The 16,871-nt window shown below is 66.5% G+C and carries 18 protein-coding genes; 10 read left to right on the top strand and 8 right to left on the bottom strand.

All coding sequences use genetic code 11. The features are described 5' to 3' along the window. Window positions 1–127: 127 nt before the first annotated feature. Window positions 128–466: a hypothetical protein gene (locus tag VRZ08_RS17910; protein ID WP_414533385.1), complete on the bottom strand. Its 339-nt coding sequence runs from the start codon at window positions 464–466 to the stop codon at window positions 128–130. Window positions 467–656: 190 nt separating this feature from the next. Next, complete coding sequence (locus VRZ08_RS17915) at window positions 657–1,376, bottom strand: L,D-transpeptidase (protein WP_263989137.1); 720 nt, start codon at window positions 1,374–1,376, stop codon at window positions 657–659. Window positions 1,377–1,646: 270 nt separating this feature from the next. Between VRZ08_RS17915 and VRZ08_RS17920 the strand changes: the two genes are divergently transcribed. Together VRZ08_RS17920 and VRZ08_RS17925 are read left to right on the top strand one after the other, a co-directional pair. Continuing rightward, a complete protein-coding gene (locus VRZ08_RS17920; protein WP_264052917.1) occupies window positions 1,647–3,095 on the top strand; it encodes a tryptophanase in 1,449 nt (482 codons plus the stop codon). Between the two features lie 225 nt (window positions 3,096–3,320). Further along, on the top strand, window positions 3,321–3,521 hold the full coding sequence (locus VRZ08_RS17925; protein WP_263989135.1) for a DUF3606 domain-containing protein: 201 nt from the start codon (window positions 3,321–3,323) through the stop codon (window positions 3,519–3,521). A gap of 55 nt (window positions 3,522–3,576) precedes the next feature. Here the strand turns inward: VRZ08_RS17925 and VRZ08_RS17930 are convergent, their stop codons facing one another. Further along, complete coding sequence (locus tag VRZ08_RS17930; protein WP_414533386.1) at window positions 3,577–4,425, bottom strand: arsenite methyltransferase; 849 nt, start codon at window positions 4,423–4,425, stop codon at window positions 3,577–3,579. After that, window positions 4,415–4,771: an ArsR/SmtB family transcription factor gene (locus VRZ08_RS17935; protein ID WP_013501553.1), complete on the bottom strand. Its 357-nt coding sequence runs from the start codon at window positions 4,769–4,771 to the stop codon at window positions 4,415–4,417. Before VRZ08_RS17935 ends, VRZ08_RS17930 begins: the two co-directional genes overlap by 11 nt. A gap of 96 nt (window positions 4,772–4,867) precedes the next feature. Between VRZ08_RS17935 and VRZ08_RS17940 the strand changes: the two genes are divergently transcribed. The 7 genes from VRZ08_RS17940 (at window position 4,868) to arsB (ending at window position 9,116) form a co-directional block, all read left to right on the top strand. Next, window positions 4,868–5,167 carry an ArsR/SmtB family transcription factor gene (locus tag VRZ08_RS17940; RefSeq protein WP_142883130.1) on the top strand — a complete coding sequence of 100 codons (300 nt, stop codon included), beginning with the start codon at window positions 4,868–4,870 and terminating at the stop codon, window positions 5,165–5,167. Beyond that, a complete protein-coding gene (locus VRZ08_RS17945) occupies window positions 5,164–6,213 on the top strand; it encodes a permease (protein ID WP_346295195.1) in 1,050 nt (349 codons plus the stop codon). The genes VRZ08_RS17940 and VRZ08_RS17945 overlap by 4 nt, the downstream gene beginning before the upstream one ends. A gap of 11 nt (window positions 6,214–6,224) precedes the next feature. Continuing rightward, window positions 6,225–6,461 carry a thioredoxin family protein gene (locus VRZ08_RS17950; RefSeq protein WP_414533387.1) on the top strand — a complete coding sequence of 79 codons (237 nt, stop codon included), beginning with the start codon at window positions 6,225–6,227 and terminating at the stop codon, window positions 6,459–6,461. Window positions 6,462–6,515: 54 nt separating this feature from the next. After that, window positions 6,516–6,872, top strand: coding sequence for an ArsR/SmtB family transcription factor (locus tag VRZ08_RS17955; protein WP_013501556.1), 357 nt, complete (start codon window positions 6,516–6,518; stop codon window positions 6,870–6,872). Next, the gene (locus VRZ08_RS17960) at window positions 6,865–7,392 is read left to right on the top strand and encodes an arsenate reductase ArsC (protein ID WP_013501557.1); all 528 of its coding nucleotides are present in this window, start codon (window positions 6,865–6,867) and stop codon (window positions 7,390–7,392) included. The genes VRZ08_RS17955 and VRZ08_RS17960 overlap by 8 nt, the downstream gene beginning before the upstream one ends. Further along, a complete protein-coding gene (gene arsC, locus VRZ08_RS17965) occupies window positions 7,392–7,817 on the top strand; it encodes an arsenate reductase (glutaredoxin) (RefSeq protein ID WP_414533388.1) in 426 nt (141 codons plus the stop codon). The genes VRZ08_RS17960 and arsC overlap by 1 nt, the downstream gene beginning before the upstream one ends. A 246-nt stretch (window positions 7,818–8,063) precedes the next feature. Beyond that, a complete protein-coding gene (gene arsB / locus VRZ08_RS17970; RefSeq protein ID WP_414533389.1) occupies window positions 8,064–9,116 on the top strand; it encodes an ACR3 family arsenite efflux transporter in 1,053 nt (350 codons plus the stop codon). Between the two features lie 11 nt (window positions 9,117–9,127). Here the strand turns inward: arsB and VRZ08_RS17975 are convergent, their stop codons facing one another. The 4 genes from VRZ08_RS17975 to VRZ08_RS17990 form a co-directional block, all read right to left on the bottom strand. After that, window positions 9,128–9,949, bottom strand: coding sequence for an SDR family NAD(P)-dependent oxidoreductase (locus VRZ08_RS17975; RefSeq protein ID WP_414533390.1), 822 nt, complete (start codon window positions 9,947–9,949; stop codon window positions 9,128–9,130). After that, entirely contained in the window at window positions 9,946–10,665 is a 720-nt protein-coding gene (locus VRZ08_RS17980) for an SDR family oxidoreductase (protein WP_414533391.1), read from the bottom strand. Before VRZ08_RS17980 ends, VRZ08_RS17975 begins: the two co-directional genes overlap by 4 nt. Then, the gene (locus tag VRZ08_RS17985) at window positions 10,662–12,563 is read right to left on the bottom strand and encodes a B12-binding domain-containing radical SAM protein (protein WP_414533392.1); all 1,902 of its coding nucleotides are present in this window, start codon (window positions 12,561–12,563) and stop codon (window positions 10,662–10,664) included. Before VRZ08_RS17985 ends, VRZ08_RS17980 begins: the two co-directional genes overlap by 4 nt. A gap of 232 nt (window positions 12,564–12,795) precedes the next feature. Then, complete coding sequence (locus VRZ08_RS17990) at window positions 12,796–13,434, bottom strand: HAD-IA family hydrolase (RefSeq protein ID WP_414533393.1); 639 nt, start codon at window positions 13,432–13,434, stop codon at window positions 12,796–12,798. A 176-nt stretch (window positions 13,435–13,610) separates the two neighbouring features. Here VRZ08_RS17990 and VRZ08_RS17995 point away from each other — a divergent pair, with 176 nt between their 5' ends. Continuing rightward, complete coding sequence (locus tag VRZ08_RS17995) at window positions 13,611–16,859, top strand: autotransporter domain-containing protein (protein ID WP_414533394.1); 3,249 nt, start codon at window positions 13,611–13,613, stop codon at window positions 16,857–16,859. The last annotated feature ends 12 nt before the right edge of the window (window positions 16,860–16,871 follow it).

Consider the following 16,871-nt stretch of genomic DNA (forward strand, 5'->3'; position numbering starts at 1 on the left):
GGACAATACAGCCCGGGGGCGGGGGGCGCCAGCCGCGCCAGCCCCGCGGGCCGCCAAGCCGTGGAAAGACCCGCGAACCGCCGCGATATCGCCGGCAACAACGCCGCAGATGGAGTGTTGCCGGAAATTACAGCCGGATCGGCCCGTCGGGCTCGCAGCCCAGTGCGCCACCGCGCTGTGCCCACAGATTGCACACCGAATCCGCGCTGACCGGCCCTTCGACCACCAGGCACTGGTCCGGCGCCTGATAGAACCGGCAGGAGCCGCAGCGCCGCCCGGAAGTCGCGGACGCGACGAAGCGGGCATCCTGCTGCGATGATTTCCGCGGGATCACCGCCGAACATCCGGCGGCCGGCTGCGCCCGGCCGGTCGTCGCGGCCGTGCAGGTCGCTGCCAGCGTGAGGCCGGCGATGCCGAGCAGGCGCCGGCGCGATACCAGGGCCGCGGAGTCGATCGGCTTGTCCATCCAAGTCCCCCTTCGCCGCGGCGCACAGAACGAGACAGGCCGCGCTCGGGAGAACTGATAGTTCCGTCGTGCTGACGGTTAGCTGACAACGCTCGCGGTAAGCGGCGATGGGATGCCTGACGCAAGAACGCGCGGCCTCCGGAGAGACCGCGCGTTCTGAATTAACTAATCGTTGACCGCCGGGGCGAACTCAGCCGCGGCGTCCGGTGCCGGCATCGGCGGCGCGGCGGTTGTCGGGCAGCACAATCACCTTGGCGCCGACGTTGACCCGCGAATACAGATCCTTGACGTCCTCATTGGTCAGCCGGATGCAGCCAGAGGAGACGTGGGTGCCGATGGTCGACGGCGCGTTGGTGCCGTGGATGCGATACACGGTGCCGCCGAGATACATCGCGCGGGCGCCGAGCGGGTTGCCCGGGCCGCCGGCCATGTGGCGCGGCAGATAGGGTTGGCGGGCGATCATTTCCGGCGGCGGCGTCCAATCCGGCCACTCGGCCTTTCTGGCGACCGCCTTGACGCCTGACCAGGTGAAGCCATCACGGCCGACCCCGATACCGTACCGGATCGCACGCCCGCTGCCGAGCACGTAGTACAGATAGGTGTTGGGCGTATCGACGATGATGGTGCCCGGGGCTTCGCGGGTCTGATAGGCGACGATCTGGCGCTTCAACCGGGCGGGCAGCTCGGCGACGGTGCCGTCCTCGTCTTCTTGCGGCGCGACTTGGGGTTGTGGTGCGGTCTGTTCGACAGGTGCGTAGGCCAGCGGCTGCATCGCTTCCGGCTGCGGCAGGAAAGGCAGGAACGGGAAGGGCAGCGTCTGCGCCGCATTCGCGGGTGCGGCGATGGCAATGGTCCCGATCGCGACAATGGCGACCGCGGCGGCACGGCTGGTGCGCGGAAAACGGATCATGTCGGGTCCCCCTGTGGGTGCTCTGTTCGTTCGCCTCGACGCCTTTTCGGCGACTTGTTGGCGCTACCAGTACTCCACCATCCGTTTCCGGACGTTTTCGCCGACCGATGGATTTGGTTTCGTCGCAGTAGGGATTTGTTTCGCCTGTCCGCCTGGCGGGCTCCCGGCGGCGCGCCGGATCGTTTGATCAAGCGCAATTGAGAAAGCCCGCCTGCCCGATAAGCCAAGGCCCCCGCGCGGTGCGGGCAAGGGTCGGGGGAGTTTGACGACATGGCGACAGTGAAGTTTTTTGGCAACGAGGCGGTGCCGCTCGAGATGCACAAGGTGCGGATCGTGCAGAAACTCAACCTGCCGCCGGTCGAACGCCGGCTGGAGAAGATCACCGAGGCGGGCAACAACACCTTCCTCTTGAAGAACGACGACGTCTTCCTCGACATGCTGACGGATTCCGGCGTCAACGCGATGAGCGACCGCCAGCAGGCCGCGATGCTGACCGCCGACGACTCTTACGCCGGCAGCGCCACCTATACCCGGCTCGAAGACAAGCTCCGCGACATCTTCGGCATGCACTACTTCCTGCCGACCCATCAGGGCCGCGCCTGCGAGCACATCCTCGCCAAGGTGTTCGTCTCGCCCGGCAAAGTCGTGCCGATGAACTATCACTTCACCACCACCAAGGCGCACATCGTGTTGCAGGGCGGCACGGTGGAGGAACTGGTGACCGACGCCGGCCTCGAAGTGACCAGCGCCAACCCGTTCAAGGGCAACATGGACATCGCCAAGCTGCGGGCGGTGATCGAGAAGGTCGGCGCCGCCAATATCGGCTTCGTCCGGATGGAGAGCGGCACCAACCTGATCGGTGGCCAGCCGGTGTCGCTGCAGAACCTCGCCGACGTCAGCAACGTCTGTAAGGAGCACGGCGTTCCGCTGGTGCTCGACGCCAGCCTGCTCGCCGACAATCTGTACTTCAACAAGACCCGCGAGGATCACTGCAAGACGCTGTCGATCCGCGAGATCACCCGCCGCACCGCCGACCTGTGCGACATCATCTACTTCTCGGCGCGCAAGCTCGGCTGCGCCCGCGGCGGCGGCATCTGTATCCGCGACCGGGCGCTGTATGAGAAGATGCGGCCGCTGGTGCCGCTGTATGAAGGCTTCCTCACCTATGGCGGCATGTCGGTGCGCGAAATGGAAGCGCTCACCGTCGGCCTCGAAGAGACCATGGACGAGGAGATGATCAACCAGGGGCCGCAGTTCATCGCCTATATGGTCGACCAGCTGGTCGAGCGCGGCGTTCCGGTGATCACGCCGCCCGGCGGCCTCGGCTGCCACATCGACGCCAAGCGCTTCGTCGACCATATCCCGCAGTCGCAATATCCGGCCGGCGCGCTGGCGGCGGCGCTGTACGTCGCTTCCGGCATCCGCGGCATGGAGCGCGGCACGCTGTCCGAACAGCGCGAGCCGGACGGCAGCGAGATCTACGCCAATATGGAGCTGGTACGCCTCGCGATGCCGCGCCGGGTGTTTACGCTGTCGCAGGTGAAATACGCCGTCGACCGCATTGCCTGGCTGTACGCCAACCGCAAGCTGATCGAAGGCCTGACCTTCGTCGAGGAGCCGGAAGTGCTGCGGTTCTTCTACGGTCTGCTCAAGCCGGTGACCGATTGGCAGAACAAGCTGGTGGCGAAGTTCCGCGAGGACTTTGGCGACAGCCTGTAATCATCGCTGTTACTCGTCTCTTGCAGCACAAACGTCGTCATGCCCGCGCTCGTCGCGGGCATCCACGTTTTGGAGACCTGTCGAGCAAGGCGTGGATGGCCGAAACGATGCCGGCCGTGACGAGGGCGGCAATCCCACGCTCGATTCCATTCGGTACGACGCCGCGTCTTCGGAACCTGGGATTCCTGAATGCGTTGCTCACGGGGGCAACATCAGGAGGCCAGCATGGCTGCGAAGAAAGCCACCAAGAAGACCACGACGCGCGGACGCAAGCAGGACCGGGCGCGCGTCGCCGGCGGCCAGGACTACGAAGTCCGCTACGAAGCCAAGAAGACCGGCCGCTCCGCGCCCGCGGTGAAGAAGGCCGTCAAGAAAGTCGGCAACGCGCGCAAGAAGGTCGAGAAGCGGCTGGCGAAGAAGGGGTGACGCGCCGGCGGGCGGGGTGATCCCGGCTCGCAATGACTTCGCCAGGACACCGCGCTCAGGTGCAACATCCTGCGGGCGAGTTTCCATCGGGCTTGCTGGCCCGAATGAATCCGCTGAAGAACTTGTCCTGCATCTTGGGGGCGAGGGCGTCGACGTCGATGCCCTTGCCGGCGAGGAATTCGCGCGCGTCCTCGATCTCGTAGACGCGGGTCGGCTCGATCGAGATCTGCGCGAAGCCGGCGGCGGCCAGCCTGGCGACGTAGTCGCTCTCGTCGAGCGCGCCGGCGAGGCAGCCGACCCACAGCAGCACGTCGCGGCGCAGCGCTTCCGGAATCTCGCCGCGGGTCACCACGTCCGACACCGCGAACCGGCCGCCCGGCTTCAGCACCCGGAACGCCTCGCGCAGCACGCGGTCCTTGTCGCCCGACAGGTTGATGACGCAGTTCGAGATGATCACGTCGACCGAAGCGTCGGGCAGGGGGATCGCCTCGATCTCGCCCTTGAGGAATTCGACGTTGTCGACGCCGGCCTTGCGCTGGTTATCGCGCGCCAGCGCCAGCATCTCGTCGGTCATGTCGAGGCCGTAGGCCTTGCCGGTCGGGCCGACCCGGCGCGCCGACAGCAGCACGTCGATGCCGCCGCCGGAGCCGAGATCGAGCACGGTCTCACCCGGCGACAACTGCGCCAGCGCGGTCGGGTTGCCGCAGCCGAGCGAGGCCAGCATCGCCTCGGCCGGCAGGCCCTGTTCCTGCGCGGCGTCGTAGAGATTGCTGGTGATCGGGCTGGCGCCGGGAAGTGCCGACGACCCGCAGCACGAGGCGCTGCCGCCGGTGGCGACCTTCAGCGCTGCGCCGGCGTATTTCTCGCGGACGATGTCCTTCATGTCTTGCACGTCAGTGGGCATTGCGGTTCTCCGTTGGGCAGCAGACGACGTCTTCGGCCCGCACCGCGCGGGAGCGGGTGCAGCATTCGGCATAGAGGAAGGCCAGCAGCTCGCGCAGCGCATCGGCGTTGGCGGTGTAGCGCAGGAAGGTGCCTTCGCGGCGGGACTGCACCAGGCCTTCGTTCTTCAGCTTGTCGAGATGATGCGACAGCGTCGACGGAGCTATGCCGAGTTCGTCGCCGATCTCGCCGACCACCAGCCCGTCCGGATGCGCCGACAGCAGCGTGCGCATGATGCGGAGCCTGGGCTCGGTGCCCATCGCGGCGAGCATGTCGGCGAAGCGGGCGATATCGACGGTGTCGGTCATGGCATCGATCTCATTTTCGATAATTCTACAATCATCGAATTGTTGGTCAAGCTGTTTGTGCTTGACCGCTTATGCGCATAAGCGCATTTGTTTGCGATGGACACCGAAGCTCTCTGCTATCTCAACGCGCTCTCCGATCCGACCCGGCTCGCAGCGGTGCGGCTGCTGTGGGACGGCGAGGAGCATTGCGTCTGCGAACTGATGCGCGTGCTCGGCGCGACGCAGTCGCGGATGTCTCGGCATATGGCGGTGCTACGCAGCGCCGGTCTGGTCATCGATCGGCGCGACGCGCAGTGGGTGCGCTACCGGCGCTCTCCGAATCTGTCCCCCGAAGCGGTGGCGCTGGTCGAGGCCGCGCTCGCCTTCAGGCGCAAACGGCGCGCGAGGGCCGCATGACCACCACCGCACTGTCCGGCAAGTCTCGCTTGATGACGACCAAACTGATCGTCACCGTCCTGCTCGTGGCACTATGGGGCGCGGTGTACGCGGTGCTGTCGCCGGCTTCGGAATGGATCGTGCGCCAGCTTCCGCTCGATCCGGCCGGCGGTTCGGCGCGGGCGCTCGCGTTCTTCATCTATGACACTCCCAAGGTGCTGATGCTGCTGACGCTGATCGTGTTCGCAATGGGCGTGGTGCGCAGCTTCTTCTCGCCTGAACGCACCCGTGCGCTGCTCGCCGGGCGGCGCGAAGGCGTCGGCAATGTCGCCGCTGCCGGGCTCGGCGTGCTGACGCCGTTCTGCTCGTGTTCTGCGGTGCCGCTGTTCATCGGCTTCGTCAGCGCCGGCGTGCCGCTCGGGGTGACGTTCTCGTTCCTGATCTCCGCGCCGCTGGTCAACGAGGTCGCGCTCGGGCTGCTGCTGGCGCTGCTCGGCTGGAAGGTGGCGCTGCTGTATCTGTTGCTCGGCCTCGCGGTGGCGATCGTCGCCGGCATGGTGATCGGCCGGCTGCATCTCGAGGCCTGGCTGGAAGACTGGGTGCGGGCACTGCGCACTGAAGCGGCGCCGCTCGAAGCCGAGCGCCTCAGCGTGTCGGACCGGATCGACGCCGGGGTCGAGGCGGTGCGCGACATCGTCGGTCGAGTGTGGCCGTGGATCATCGCCGGCATCGCGATCGGCGCCGGCATTCATGGCTGGGTGCCCGAAGGGCTGCTCGCCGGGATCATGGGGCGCGATGCGTGGTGGTCGGTGCCGGCCGCGGTGGCGATCGGCATTCCGATGTATTCCAACGCCGCCGGGATCGTCCCGGTGGTCGAGGCGCTGCTCGGCAAGGGGGCCGCGCTCGGCACCACCCTGGCGTTCATGATGAGCGTTACCGCGCTGTCGGCGCCGGAACTGATCATCCTGCGCAAGGTGCTGACGGTCCGGCTGATCGCCGTGTTCGTCGCCGTCGTCGGCCTCGGTATCCTGGCGGTCGGCTATCTGTTCAATTTCCTGTTCGGCTGAAGGAGAAGGTCATGAAGGACGTCAAGGTGCTGGGTTCGGGCTGCAAGCGCTGCATCGAAACCGCCGCTCTGGTGCAGGGCGAGGCTGACCGCCTCGGCGTGCCGATCCGGTTGGAGAAGGTCACCGACTACGCCGAGATTGCCAAATTCGGCATCGCCTCGACGCCGGGCGTGGTGGTGGACGGCAAGGTGGTGCATACTGGCGGGCTGCCGAAGGCCGAGAGCATCGCGGCCTGGCTGTCGAGCTGAGCGGCGGCGGAGACAGGACTTGACCGGTGCTGATACTTCCATTATTCATGAATTATGGAAGCAAATGCAGCCCTCGATGCTCTGTCGGCCCTGTCGCAGGAAACCCGCCTCGCGGTGTTCCGGCTGCTGGTCCGGTGCGAGCCGGATGGCGTCGCCGCCGGCGATCTCGCCAAAGCGGTGGGGGTGCCGGCCAACACCATGTCGGTGCATCTCGGCGTGTTGAGCCGCGCCGGCCTGGTGACCTCGGAGCGGCACAGCCGCTCGATCGTGTACCGCGCCGATCTGGCGCGGTTCCGAGCCCTAATGCTGTTTATGCTGATGGATTGCTGCGACGGCCGCAGCGACATCTGTGCCCCGCTGATCGCCGACCTGACCCCCTGTTGTCCTTCGAAAGAGACTGTCGATGTCTGATCGCATCTTCAACGTGCTGTTTCTCTGCACCGGCAACACCGCCCGCTCGATCATGGCCGAGAGCATTCTGCGCAAGGACGGCGGCGGCCGGTTCAACGCCTTCTCCGCCGGCAGCCAGCCGAAAGGCGTGGTCAATCCGTTCGCGCTGAAAGTGCTGGCGGACGGCAACTACCCGACCGAGGGGCTGCGCTCCAAGAGCTGGCAGGAGTTCGCCGCCGCCGACGCCCCGGTGATGGATTTCGTGTTCACCGTCTGCGACAACGCCGCCGGCGAGGCCTGTCCGGTGTGGCCCGGCCAGCCGATGACCGCGCATTGGGGGATCGATGATCCCGCCGCGGTCGAAGGCATCGATCTCGAAAAGGAGCGCGCCTTCGTGCAGGCGTTCCGCTTCCTGAAGAACCGGATCGGCGCCTTCACCGCGCTGCCGATCAAGCGGCTCGACGGCGTCGCGCTCGGCGCCAAGCTGCGCGAGATCGGTCAGTCCGCTGGCGCCAGTCACGGCCGGCCGGAGGTGGCGTGATGGACGTCGTCATCTATCACAACCCCGACTGCGGCACCTCGCGCAACACCCTCGGCCTGATCCGCAACGCTGGGATCGAGCCGCACGTCATCGAGTATCTGAAGTGCCCGCCGAGCCGGGCGATGCTCGAACAGTTGATTGTCCGCGCCGGGCTGACGCTGCGGCAGTTGCTGCGCGAGAAGGGCACGCCGTATCACGAACTGAAGCTGGACGATCCGGCACTGAGCTACGAGGATCTGATGGCGGCGGTGATGGCGCATCCGATCCTGATCAACCGGCCGCTGGTGGTGACGCCGAAGGGCGTGCGGCTGTGCCGGCCGTCCGAACAGGTCATCGACCTGCTGCCGCCGCAGCGCGGCCAGTTCACCAAGGAAGACGGCGAACTGGTGACCGATGCCAGCGGCCGGCGCGTGGCGGCGGTGTAGTTGTGCTTTGGGGTGGAGATGAAGCCAAGCGTTACCACCCGCACCGCCGTCATCGCCCGGCTCGACCGGGCGACCTAGTATTCCAGAGCGCCGTTGCGTTCGCGCGGCGACGTAAGCGCTGGATAGCTGGCGTTCTGGGATACTGGATCCCCGCCTACGCGGGGATGACGTTTGTTAGTTTGGTGGGCGGAGCGGCCAACAGATCATTCGACAAAAGAGTCCAGAGAACGGGTTAGAGATCATTCCATGTCCACCTTCGAACGCTACCTCACCCTGTGGGTCGCGCTGTGTATCGTCGTCGGCATCGCGCTCGGGCATCTGATGCCGGGGGCGTTTCAGGTGATCGGGGCGGCGGAGATCGCCAAGGTCAATCTGCCGGTAGCGGCGCTGATCTGGCTGATGATCATTCCGATGCTGGTGCGGATCGACTTCGCCGCCTTGGGCCAGGTGCGCGAGCACTGGCGCGGCATCGGCGTGACACTGTTCATCAACTGGGCGGTGAAGCCGTTCTCGATGGCGGCGCTGGCGTGGCTGTTTGTCGGCTATCTGTTCAGGTCGTATCTACCGGCGGACCAGATCAACTCCTACATCGCCGGCCTGATCATCCTGGCGGCGGCGCCGTGCACTGCGATGGTGTTCGTGTGGTCGAACCTGACCAAGGGCGAGCCGCATTTCACCCTGAGTCAGGTCGCGCTCAACGACACCATCATGGTGTTCGCGTTCGCGCCGATCGTCGGTCTTCTGCTCGGCCTGTCGGCTATCACCGTGCCGTGGGACACGCTGGTGCTGTCGGTGGTGCTGTACATCGTGGTGCCGGTGATCATCGCGCAGGGCCTGCGCCGCTGGGCGCTGGCGTCGGGCGGCGAGGCGAGCTTGCAGCGGCTGCTCGGCGTGTTCCAGCCGCTGTCGCTGGTGGCGCTGCTGGCGACGCTGGTGCTGCTGTTCGGCTTCCAGGGCGAGCAGATCATCCGGCAGCCGCTGGTGATCGCGCTGCTCGCGGTGCCGATCCTGATCCAGGTGTATTTCAACGCCGGGCTCGCCTATCTGCTCAACCGGCTCAGCGGCGAGCAGCACTGCGTCGCCGGCCCGTCGGCGCTGATCGGCGCCAGCAACTTCTTCGAACTCGCGGTCGCCGCGGCGATCAGCCTGTTCGGCTTCGAATCCGGAGCCGCGCTCGCCACCGTGGTCGGCGTGCTGATCGAGGTGCCGGTGATGCTGACGGTGGTGGCGATCGTCAACCGCTCCAAGCGCTGGTACGAAACCGCTGCGGGCGCCCCGGTGGCGCGGACGCCGGGCTGACGGAGCCCTGATTAAGCGGCTCCGGTCGCGGCGCGGAAGGTGGCGCGGGCGACGCCGAACGGCTCGCCCAGCGACAGGCCGCCGTCGATCACCAGCGTTTGACCGGTGATGTAGCCGGCCGCCGGCGAACACAGGAAGGCCACCACCTCGGCGATCTCGGCGCCGGTAGCGGCGCGGCCGAGCGGCACCGCGGCTTCGAGCACCGCGCGATTGACCGGATCGTCGCTGAGCTTGGCGCCGACATCGCGATCCACCACGCCGGGCGCCACCGCATTGACCCGCACGCCGCTGCGGCCGAGATGCCAGGCGAGATAGCGGGTGAGCTGTTCGACGCCGGCCTTGGCGACGTGATAGGCGGCAGTCTCGTGCGCGACGCTGCGCGCCAACACCGACGACAGGTTGACGATCGCGCCGCGCGCTTGCGCCAGATGCGGCAGCGCCGCCTGCGCGGTGAGCATGTAGCCGCGCAGCATCACCGCTTCGGTTGCATCCCACAGTGCGGCGCTCTGCTCGGCGAAGGGCGGCCGCGCCCGCTGGGTCGGCGCGGCGTTGTTGACCAGGATATCGAGCCCGCCGTTCGCGGCGGCGCTCGCCGCCACCGTTGCGGCGATCGCGGGCTCGTCGCTCATGTCGCCGACGATGAAGCGCGCATCGCCGCCTGCGTCCCTGATCGCGCGTGCCGCCGCTTCGCCGGACTCGTGCTTGAGGTTGACCAGCATGACCTGCGCGCCCTGCAGCGCCAGCGTGCGGGCGATCGCGAGGCCGATGCCCTGGGCGGCGCCGGTGACCATCGCGCGGCGGCCGTGCAGGGGCAGGGCGGTGCGCTCGTTCATCTCGGCGCCGGCGATGGCGGCCGCGCCGGCCGCAGCTCGATCCGGCTCGCCAGCGCGCGCGGCGCGAACGACAGCGCGTCGATTACCGCCTGCGCGACGTCGTCGGCCGACAGATGCCAGTCCTGCGGCGGCTCGCCGGCGAAATCGGTCGCGACCCGGCCCGGCATCACGCAACTGACGCGGATGCCGAACGGGTGCAGCTCTTGCAGCAGTGATTCCGACAAGCCGAGCAGGCCGAATTTCGAGGCGCAATACGCCGCGCCGCCGCCATAGGCGTTGACGCTGGAGCGGCTGCCGATGTTGACGATGGCGCCGCCGCCGCGCGCTTTCAGCGCCGGGATCGCGTAGTGGCAGCAATAGAACGCGCCGGTGAGGTTGGTATCGAGGGTGAGCCGCCAATGCTCGGGCGGAAACGTCTCGACCGGTCCGAGCAGGCCGACCCCGGCGTTGTTAACCAGGAAATCGAGGCCGTCGAACGCCGTGACGGTGTGGTCGACCAGTTGGCGCACCGCCGCTTCGTCGCGAACGTCGCACACCACGCCGTGAACCCGGCCGGCGACGCCGTCGCGCAGCGCCGGCAGCGCCTGGGCGATCTCGCCCTCGTCGCGGGCGCAGATCATCACCGCGGCGCCGGCCTGCGCCAGCGACCGCGCGATCGCGAACCCGATGCCTTTGCTGCCGCCGGTGACCAGCGCGGCCTTGCCGGCGAGGGTCATGCCGGCACCTGTCGGCGCTGCGGCTGCGGCAGCGGCCGCGTCAGACCGCGCGGCATCGTTCCCGCGAACCAGCCCGGCGGCTGCTCGACATGCGCCAGCGCCAGCAGCTCGGGGAATTGCGCGACGCGGTTCTGCCAATAGGCGGAGGTTGCGGTGAGCCGCAGGAAGTCGGCGCGATGATGGGCATGGCGCTGCGCGTCGCCGAGCAGGTGATAAGCATGCGCCAGCGCCGCGGCCATCGAGGCGTCGTACGGATAGCCGTCGTGGATCGCATCGATCCAGCGCGCCAGCTTGGCGGCATTGCCGCCGCGCCGGAAGTTCGGATTGTCGAGGAAGTTGGCGACCAGGTTGAAGCTGAACCAGATCTCCTTCTGCTGTTCGAGATCCGGCACGCTGGCGCGGTCGATCTCGAAGATCTCCCAGCCGGTTCGCAGCACGCGGTCGCGCGCGAAGCGGTAGCCGAATTCGCCGCGCTCGGCGGAGCGTCCCGGATTGATGGTCTTGTCGTAGCGCTCTTCCTTGGTGCGCGCGTCGCCGAGCGACTGGAACGCCGAGAACATCTCGGTGCCCTTCAGCGGCTGGCAGATGTAGAAGCTCGCCCAGTCGCTGGCGAGTTCGACCGCCAGATCGTAGCTATCCATCATCTGGCCGAAGGTTTCGTCGGGAAAGCCGATGATGAAATTAGTCGAGACGAACACCTCCGGATATTTGGCGAACAGCTCGGCGCGAGCGCGCAGCTTCGGCTTGGTGGTCGGTTTCTTGATCGTCTTCAGCATCGCGTCGTTGCCGGATTCGACGCCGATCTTGAAAGCGCGCAGGCCGGACGCCACCATCGCCTGCATCACCTCGTCGTCGATCGCCACCGCGATCAGGCCGTTGCTGGCGGTCCATTCCAGCCCCGGCACCTGCTCGGCGAGGCCCCTGAACAGCGCCAGCGCGCGCTCCCGGTCCCACAGCAGATCGTCGTCGAGCCAGTCGATCGAGCGGATGCCGTGATCGGTGACGAGGTGCTTCACCTCGTCGATGACGTCCTGCACCGTGCGCTGCCGCAGCCCGAAGCCGTTGAAGTTGCGCACCGTGCAGAAGGTGCAGCGGGCCCGGCAGCCGCGTGCGGCCAGCACCGTGGCGAACGGCTTGTCGGCGCCGACATAGCGTGAGAACGCGCCGAGCCCGCCATAGCGGTGATACTCCTCGATCCGGATCGCGCCGTAGAACGGGGTGACGTCCCAGTTCACCGGATTGTCCGGCGGTGGTGCGCCGAGCTCGACGATGGCGCCGGCCTCGGTGAATGCCATGCCGACCGGAACGGCATCCGGATTGCCGGCCAGCGCGCCGAGATAGCCGATCAGTTGCTGTTCGCCTTCGTGGCGGGCGACGATGTCGCACAGCCCGCTCGCCAGGATCTCCCGATAGTCGAACGTCGCCTGCACGCCGCCGCACAGGATCGGCACCTGCGGGAATTCGCTACGGATCAGATCGATCACTTCGGTGAAGCACGGCTTGGTGGTGCCGAACATGTAGGACACGCCGACATGCGGATGGGCGCAGGCCTTGATCGCATCGCGCACCAGATCGCGCCAAAGGCCGTAGTCGAAGGCCTCGCCATGCGCGGCCTTGAGCAATTGATGATTGATGTCGATCAGGTGGATGCCCAGCGCCGGATCGGCGGCGCGGGCGGCGGCGGCGAGATACAGCAGGCCCACTGGAGGAAAGTTGTAGTAGCCGCCGCTGCGCGCGGTGGTGACGTCGAAATAGCTCTGCGGCACCAGCGCCGGCTGGATCAGGATCAGGTCGCTCGGCCGCTGCAGCGAACGGGCGGCAACGAAGCGGTCGAACTCGGCGCGGATCCGGGCGCGATCATCCGACGCGGAACTGATGGTCGCAGCGGCCTTGGTCATCACAGCGGACTCGCGGGCTTGCAGGAACGATCGAACGCAAAGCAACCACGGACGCCGCCCGCCGATGAAAGCGCGGAGGCGCGTCACGAATCAATACAATCACTCTGGCATGAGTAGAAGCGCAGCAGCGCCGCCGCGCGCCTCGGGAAACTACGCGGACGCCGGATATCGAACGACGATCGGCTGCTGTCAGGAAGTGACGCCGCCGACGAGGGGTGAGGGAGATTGGCGCTCAGGCGCCCCGCAAATTCAGCCCGGTCGCGTCTTCGAGCTCGGCGATCGCCTGTTCGGCGCTCACCACCTTGATGGTCGCCATGCCCATCTCGCGCGCCGGCTTCAGATTGACGCCGAGGTCGTCGAGATACACGCAAGCCTTCGGGTCGACGCCGAGCGCCTCGATCATCATCTGATAGATCTTCGGATCCGGCTTGCGCAGCCCGATCTTGGCGGATTCGATGACGTGATCGAACAGCGCCATCACCTCGGCGATGTACAGCGTCCGTCCCGACGCCGAGCCGATCGCGTTGGCGGGCAGGTTGTTGGTGATGCAGCCGGTCTTGTGGTTCTGCTTGACGATCTTCAGCGCATTCACCATCTCCGGCCGCAGCGAGCCAGACAGCAGCGGCAGAACGTCGCGGCCACGTACTTCGGCGCCGAGGGCACGGGATTCTTCAGCGAACAGCGCGTCGAAGGTGTCGAGATCGATTTCCGCGCGCTCGAATTTGGCCCAGGCGTTCTCGAAATGATTGGCGGCGTTGGTGCGGCGGATGATGTCGATCGGCAGCCCGCGCTCGGTCTCGAACCGTGCAAATGCCTCGAACGGCGAACTCGTGAGCACCCCGCCGAAATCCCAGATCACCGCCTCGACCATCGCGTTCCATCTCCCCGCTGTTGTTTGCCGGAGCGCTATCACGCGTTCGCAGCGGCGACCAGTCTGATCGCAGATGTGAGTTCCAATAATGGTTCCTATTTGCATCCCAATCCTGAACCTTTAGGTTGTTTTCTGAATCAGGTCGCCAATGACCTGAGAGGTGACAGGGCAGTGGCGTGCAGGTTCGGGGCATTGGTGAGGGGCTGAGGTCGAGCGTCATAGGTCGGGCGCGTGGCGCCCGAAGACGGATGGTGCTGTCGTCGCTGCTTGCTTCGACTGCGCTAGTGGCGGTTCCAATGCCCGCGTTGGCCCAGCAGGTCTGGATCGGCGCCGATCAGATTTACAACACGCCGTCGAATTGGAGTGGCCCGGCCAACGTTCCGGACACCGGGGCCAGCGCGGTGTTCCGCAACAATAGCGCGTCGAAGTTGTTGGTGCTGTCCGGAGTCACGCGTAACCCGAACGATTTCACTTTCGAAGCGGGGGCGCCTGGCTACAGCATTGGAGTCGTTTCGGGCGGCCAGCTAAATTTCAACGGCGCAGGCATCTTGAATAATTCCGGGACCACGCAGCAGCTCCTGATCGATCCGAGCAGTCAGATCGATTTTCGGGGGAGCAGCACGGCTGCCGATGTGACGATTACAAATACAGGCGGCACACTGATCTTCAGCGAGACCTCGTCGGGCGGAACGGCGGCAGTCGTCAGTAACGGCGGGGATCTGGCGCTGCGGACCACGACTGGGGCGATCTCGATCGGATCGCTGTCGGGCAGTGGAACCGTTCAGGCGACGGCGGTGGGCGGGGTTCCCGTTCAGGCTCTGACCATCGGTGGTCTAAACACCTCGACGGAATTCTCGGGCACGTTCGTCGACAACGGCGCTCAATTCGCTCTCGGCAAGACCGGCACCGGAACGCTGACTCTGACCGGTGACAGTTTCTACACCGGCGGCACCACGATCTCGAGCGGAACGCTGCAGCTCGGCAATGGCGGCATCAGCGGCTCGATCACCGGCGACATCACCAACAATGCGACGCTGGCGGTCAATCGCAGCAACGGCACCAGCCTCGGCGGCGTGATCTCCGGCACCGGCCAATTGGTCAAGCTCGGCGGCGGCATTCTGGCGCTACTCGGCAACAACACCTACACCGGCGGCACGACGATCTCGGCCGGCACACTGCGGGTCGGCAACGGCGCCACCAGCGGTTCGATCGTGGGCGACGTCGTCAATAACGGCGTGCTGCAGTTCAATCGCTTCGACTCGATCGGCTTCAATGGCGTGATCTCCGGCACCGGCAGCGTCACCAAGCTCGGCAACAATGCGATGATCCTGGGTGGGGACAACACCTATACGGGCGGCACGACGATCAGCGGCGGTTACTTGCAGGTCGGCAACGGCGGCACCACCGGGTCGATCGTCGGCGACGTCGTCAACAACGGGACGCTGGAATTTGCGCGTTCCGACGCCCATACGTTCAGTGGCTCTATTTCCGGCACCGGCAATCTGATCAGCTTCGGCGGCAGCGCCGGCACTGGCGTTTTAACGTTGACGGGAGCCAATACTTACACCGGGGGCACCACCGTCTCCAGAGGCGCATTGCAGATCGGCGACGGCGGCACCTCGGGATCGATCCTCGGCGACGTCATCAACAACGCTACTCTGGCCTTCAATCGCTCCGACGCGACCAGCTTCGGCGGCGCGATCTCAGGCGGCGGCAATCTGATCAAGCGCGGCGCCGGCAATCTGTCGCTGAGCGGCACCAGCAGCTACACCGGAGCCACCACGGTCGAGGCCGGCACGCTCAGCGTCAACGGCTCGATCGCGTCCTCGTCGCTGACGACGGTGAATGCCGGCGCGGCGCTCGGCGGCAACGGCGTGGTCGGCACCACGCTGATCAACGGCGGCGCGCTGGCGCCCGGCAATTCGATCGGCACGCTGAATGTTAGCGGCAATCTGACGTTCACCGCGGCGTCGAGCTACATGGTCGAGGTGTCGCCGAGCAGCGCCGACCGCGTCAACGTCAGCGGCACCGCCACGCTCGGCGGCGCCACGGTGAACGCGTCGTTCGCCAGCGGCGGCTACGTCGAGCGGCAATATACTCTCGTCAATGCGACTGGCGGCGTGGTCGGCACCTTCGGCACGCTGGTGAATACCAATCTGCCGTCCGGCTTCAGATCGAGCCTCGGCTACGATTCCAACAATGCCTATCTCAATCTGGTGCTCGACTACACGCCCGGTCCGTCGCCGGTCATCAACAGTGGACTGAACCGCAACCAAACTCAGGTCGCAAACGCACTGAGCGGTTACTTCGCGCGCACCGGCAGCATTCCGATCGTGTTCGGCGCGCTGACGCCGGCCGGGCTGAGCGCCGTGTCGGGTGAGACCGCGACCGGTGCACAGCAGTCGACGTTCAGTGCCATGACGCAGTTCATGGGCGTGCTGACCGATCCGTCGAGCAACGGTCGCGGTGCGCAGGATGCAACGACTGCGTTGCCTTATGCCGAAGCGAGCTCCGGTTCGGTGCGCGATGCGCACGCGATGATGAACGCGGTGGTTGCCAGGACGTCGTTCGAACCGCGCTGGGTGACATGGGGTGCCGGCTTTGGTGGCTCACAGACCACCGATGGCAATGTGTCGCTCGGCTCCGCCACCGCAACCAGCCGGCTCGCCGGCATCGCGGCCGGTGCCGATTACTGGCTGTCGCCGCAGACCGTTGCGGGCTTCGCGATGGCCGGCGGCGCCACGCAATTCGGACTGGCGGGCGGTCTCGGTTCGGGCACGTCGGATCTGATCCAGGTCGGCGGCTTCATCCGCCACAGCTTCGGCCCAAGCTACCTGACTACGGCGGCGGCCTATGGCTGGCAGGACATCACCACCGAACGGACCGTCGCGATCGGCGGTCTCAATCAACTCCGCGCCAATTTCAACGCCAACGCTTACTCCGCACGTGTCGAGGCCGGGCATCGCTGGAGCGCCCCGGTGATCGGCGGTGTTGGTCTGTCACCGTACGCTGCCGCGCAAGTGACGGCCTTCGATCTGCCGGCCTATACCGAGCAGGCGGCGGGCGGAACCGGTGTGTTCGCGCTCGGCTATGCGGCCAAGACCGTCACCGCGACGCGCAGCGAGCTCGGGGTGCGGACTGACAAATCGTTCGCGCTGGATGGCGCGCTGCTGACGCTGCGCGGCCGTGCCGCCTGGGCGCACGATTTCGATGTCGACCGGTCGATTGCCGCCACCTTCCAGGCGCTGCCGGGCGCCAGCTTCGTGGTGAACGGCGCGCGACCGGCGCGCGATGCGGCGCTGACCACAGTGTCGGCGGAAGTGAGCTGGCTGAACGGCTTCTCAGTCGCGGCCAGCTTCGAGGGCGAGTTCTCCGACGTCACCCGCAGCTACGCCGGCAAGGGACTACTTCGCTACGCGTGGTGATCGCTCCGGTGC

This window comes from Rhodopseudomonas sp. G2_2311, assembly GCF_047501505.1.
Lineage (GTDB): Bacteria > Pseudomonadota > Alphaproteobacteria > Rhizobiales > Xanthobacteraceae > Rhodopseudomonas > Rhodopseudomonas palustris_H.

Bases quoted from the DNA above. Each gene is read 5' to 3' on its own strand.
- VRZ08_RS17910 (WP_414533385.1), bottom strand. From the start codon at position 466: ATGGACAAGCCGATCGACTCCGCGGCCCTGGTATCGCGCCGGCGCCTG.
- VRZ08_RS17915 (WP_263989137.1), bottom strand. From the start codon at position 1,376: ATGATCCGTTTTCCGCGCACCAGCCGTGCCGCCGCGGTCGCCATTGTC.
- VRZ08_RS17920 (WP_264052917.1), top strand. From the start codon at position 1,647: ATGGCGACAGTGAAGTTTTTTGGCAACGAGGCGGTGCCGCTCGAGATG.
- VRZ08_RS17925 (WP_263989135.1), top strand. From the start codon at position 3,321: ATGGCTGCGAAGAAAGCCACCAAGAAGACCACGACGCGCGGACGCAAG.
- VRZ08_RS17930 (WP_414533386.1), bottom strand. From the start codon at position 4,425: ATGCCCACTGACGTGCAAGACATGAAGGACATCGTCCGCGAGAAATAC.
- VRZ08_RS17935 (WP_013501553.1), bottom strand. From the start codon at position 4,771: ATGACCGACACCGTCGATATCGCCCGCTTCGCCGACATGCTCGCCGCG.
- VRZ08_RS17940 (WP_142883130.1), top strand. From the start codon at position 4,868: ATGGACACCGAAGCTCTCTGCTATCTCAACGCGCTCTCCGATCCGACC.
- VRZ08_RS17945 (WP_346295195.1), top strand. From the start codon at position 5,164: ATGACCACCACCGCACTGTCCGGCAAGTCTCGCTTGATGACGACCAAA.
- VRZ08_RS17950 (WP_414533387.1), top strand. From the start codon at position 6,225: ATGAAGGACGTCAAGGTGCTGGGTTCGGGCTGCAAGCGCTGCATCGAA.
- VRZ08_RS17955 (WP_013501556.1), top strand. From the start codon at position 6,516: ATGGAAGCAAATGCAGCCCTCGATGCTCTGTCGGCCCTGTCGCAGGAA.
- VRZ08_RS17960 (WP_013501557.1), top strand. From the start codon at position 6,865: ATGTCTGATCGCATCTTCAACGTGCTGTTTCTCTGCACCGGCAACACC.
- arsC (WP_414533388.1), top strand. From the start codon at position 7,392: ATGGACGTCGTCATCTATCACAACCCCGACTGCGGCACCTCGCGCAAC.
- arsB (WP_414533389.1), top strand. From the start codon at position 8,064: ATGTCCACCTTCGAACGCTACCTCACCCTGTGGGTCGCGCTGTGTATC.
- VRZ08_RS17975 (WP_414533390.1), bottom strand. From the start codon at position 9,949: ATGAACGAGCGCACCGCCCTGCCCCTGCACGGCCGCCGCGCGATGGTC.
- VRZ08_RS17980 (WP_414533391.1), bottom strand. From the start codon at position 10,665: ATGACCCTCGCCGGCAAGGCCGCGCTGGTCACCGGCGGCAGCAAAGGC.
- VRZ08_RS17985 (WP_414533392.1), bottom strand. From the start codon at position 12,563: ATGACCAAGGCCGCTGCGACCATCAGTTCCGCGTCGGATGATCGCGCC.
- VRZ08_RS17990 (WP_414533393.1), bottom strand. From the start codon at position 13,434: ATGGTCGAGGCGGTGATCTGGGATTTCGGCGGGGTGCTCACGAGTTCG.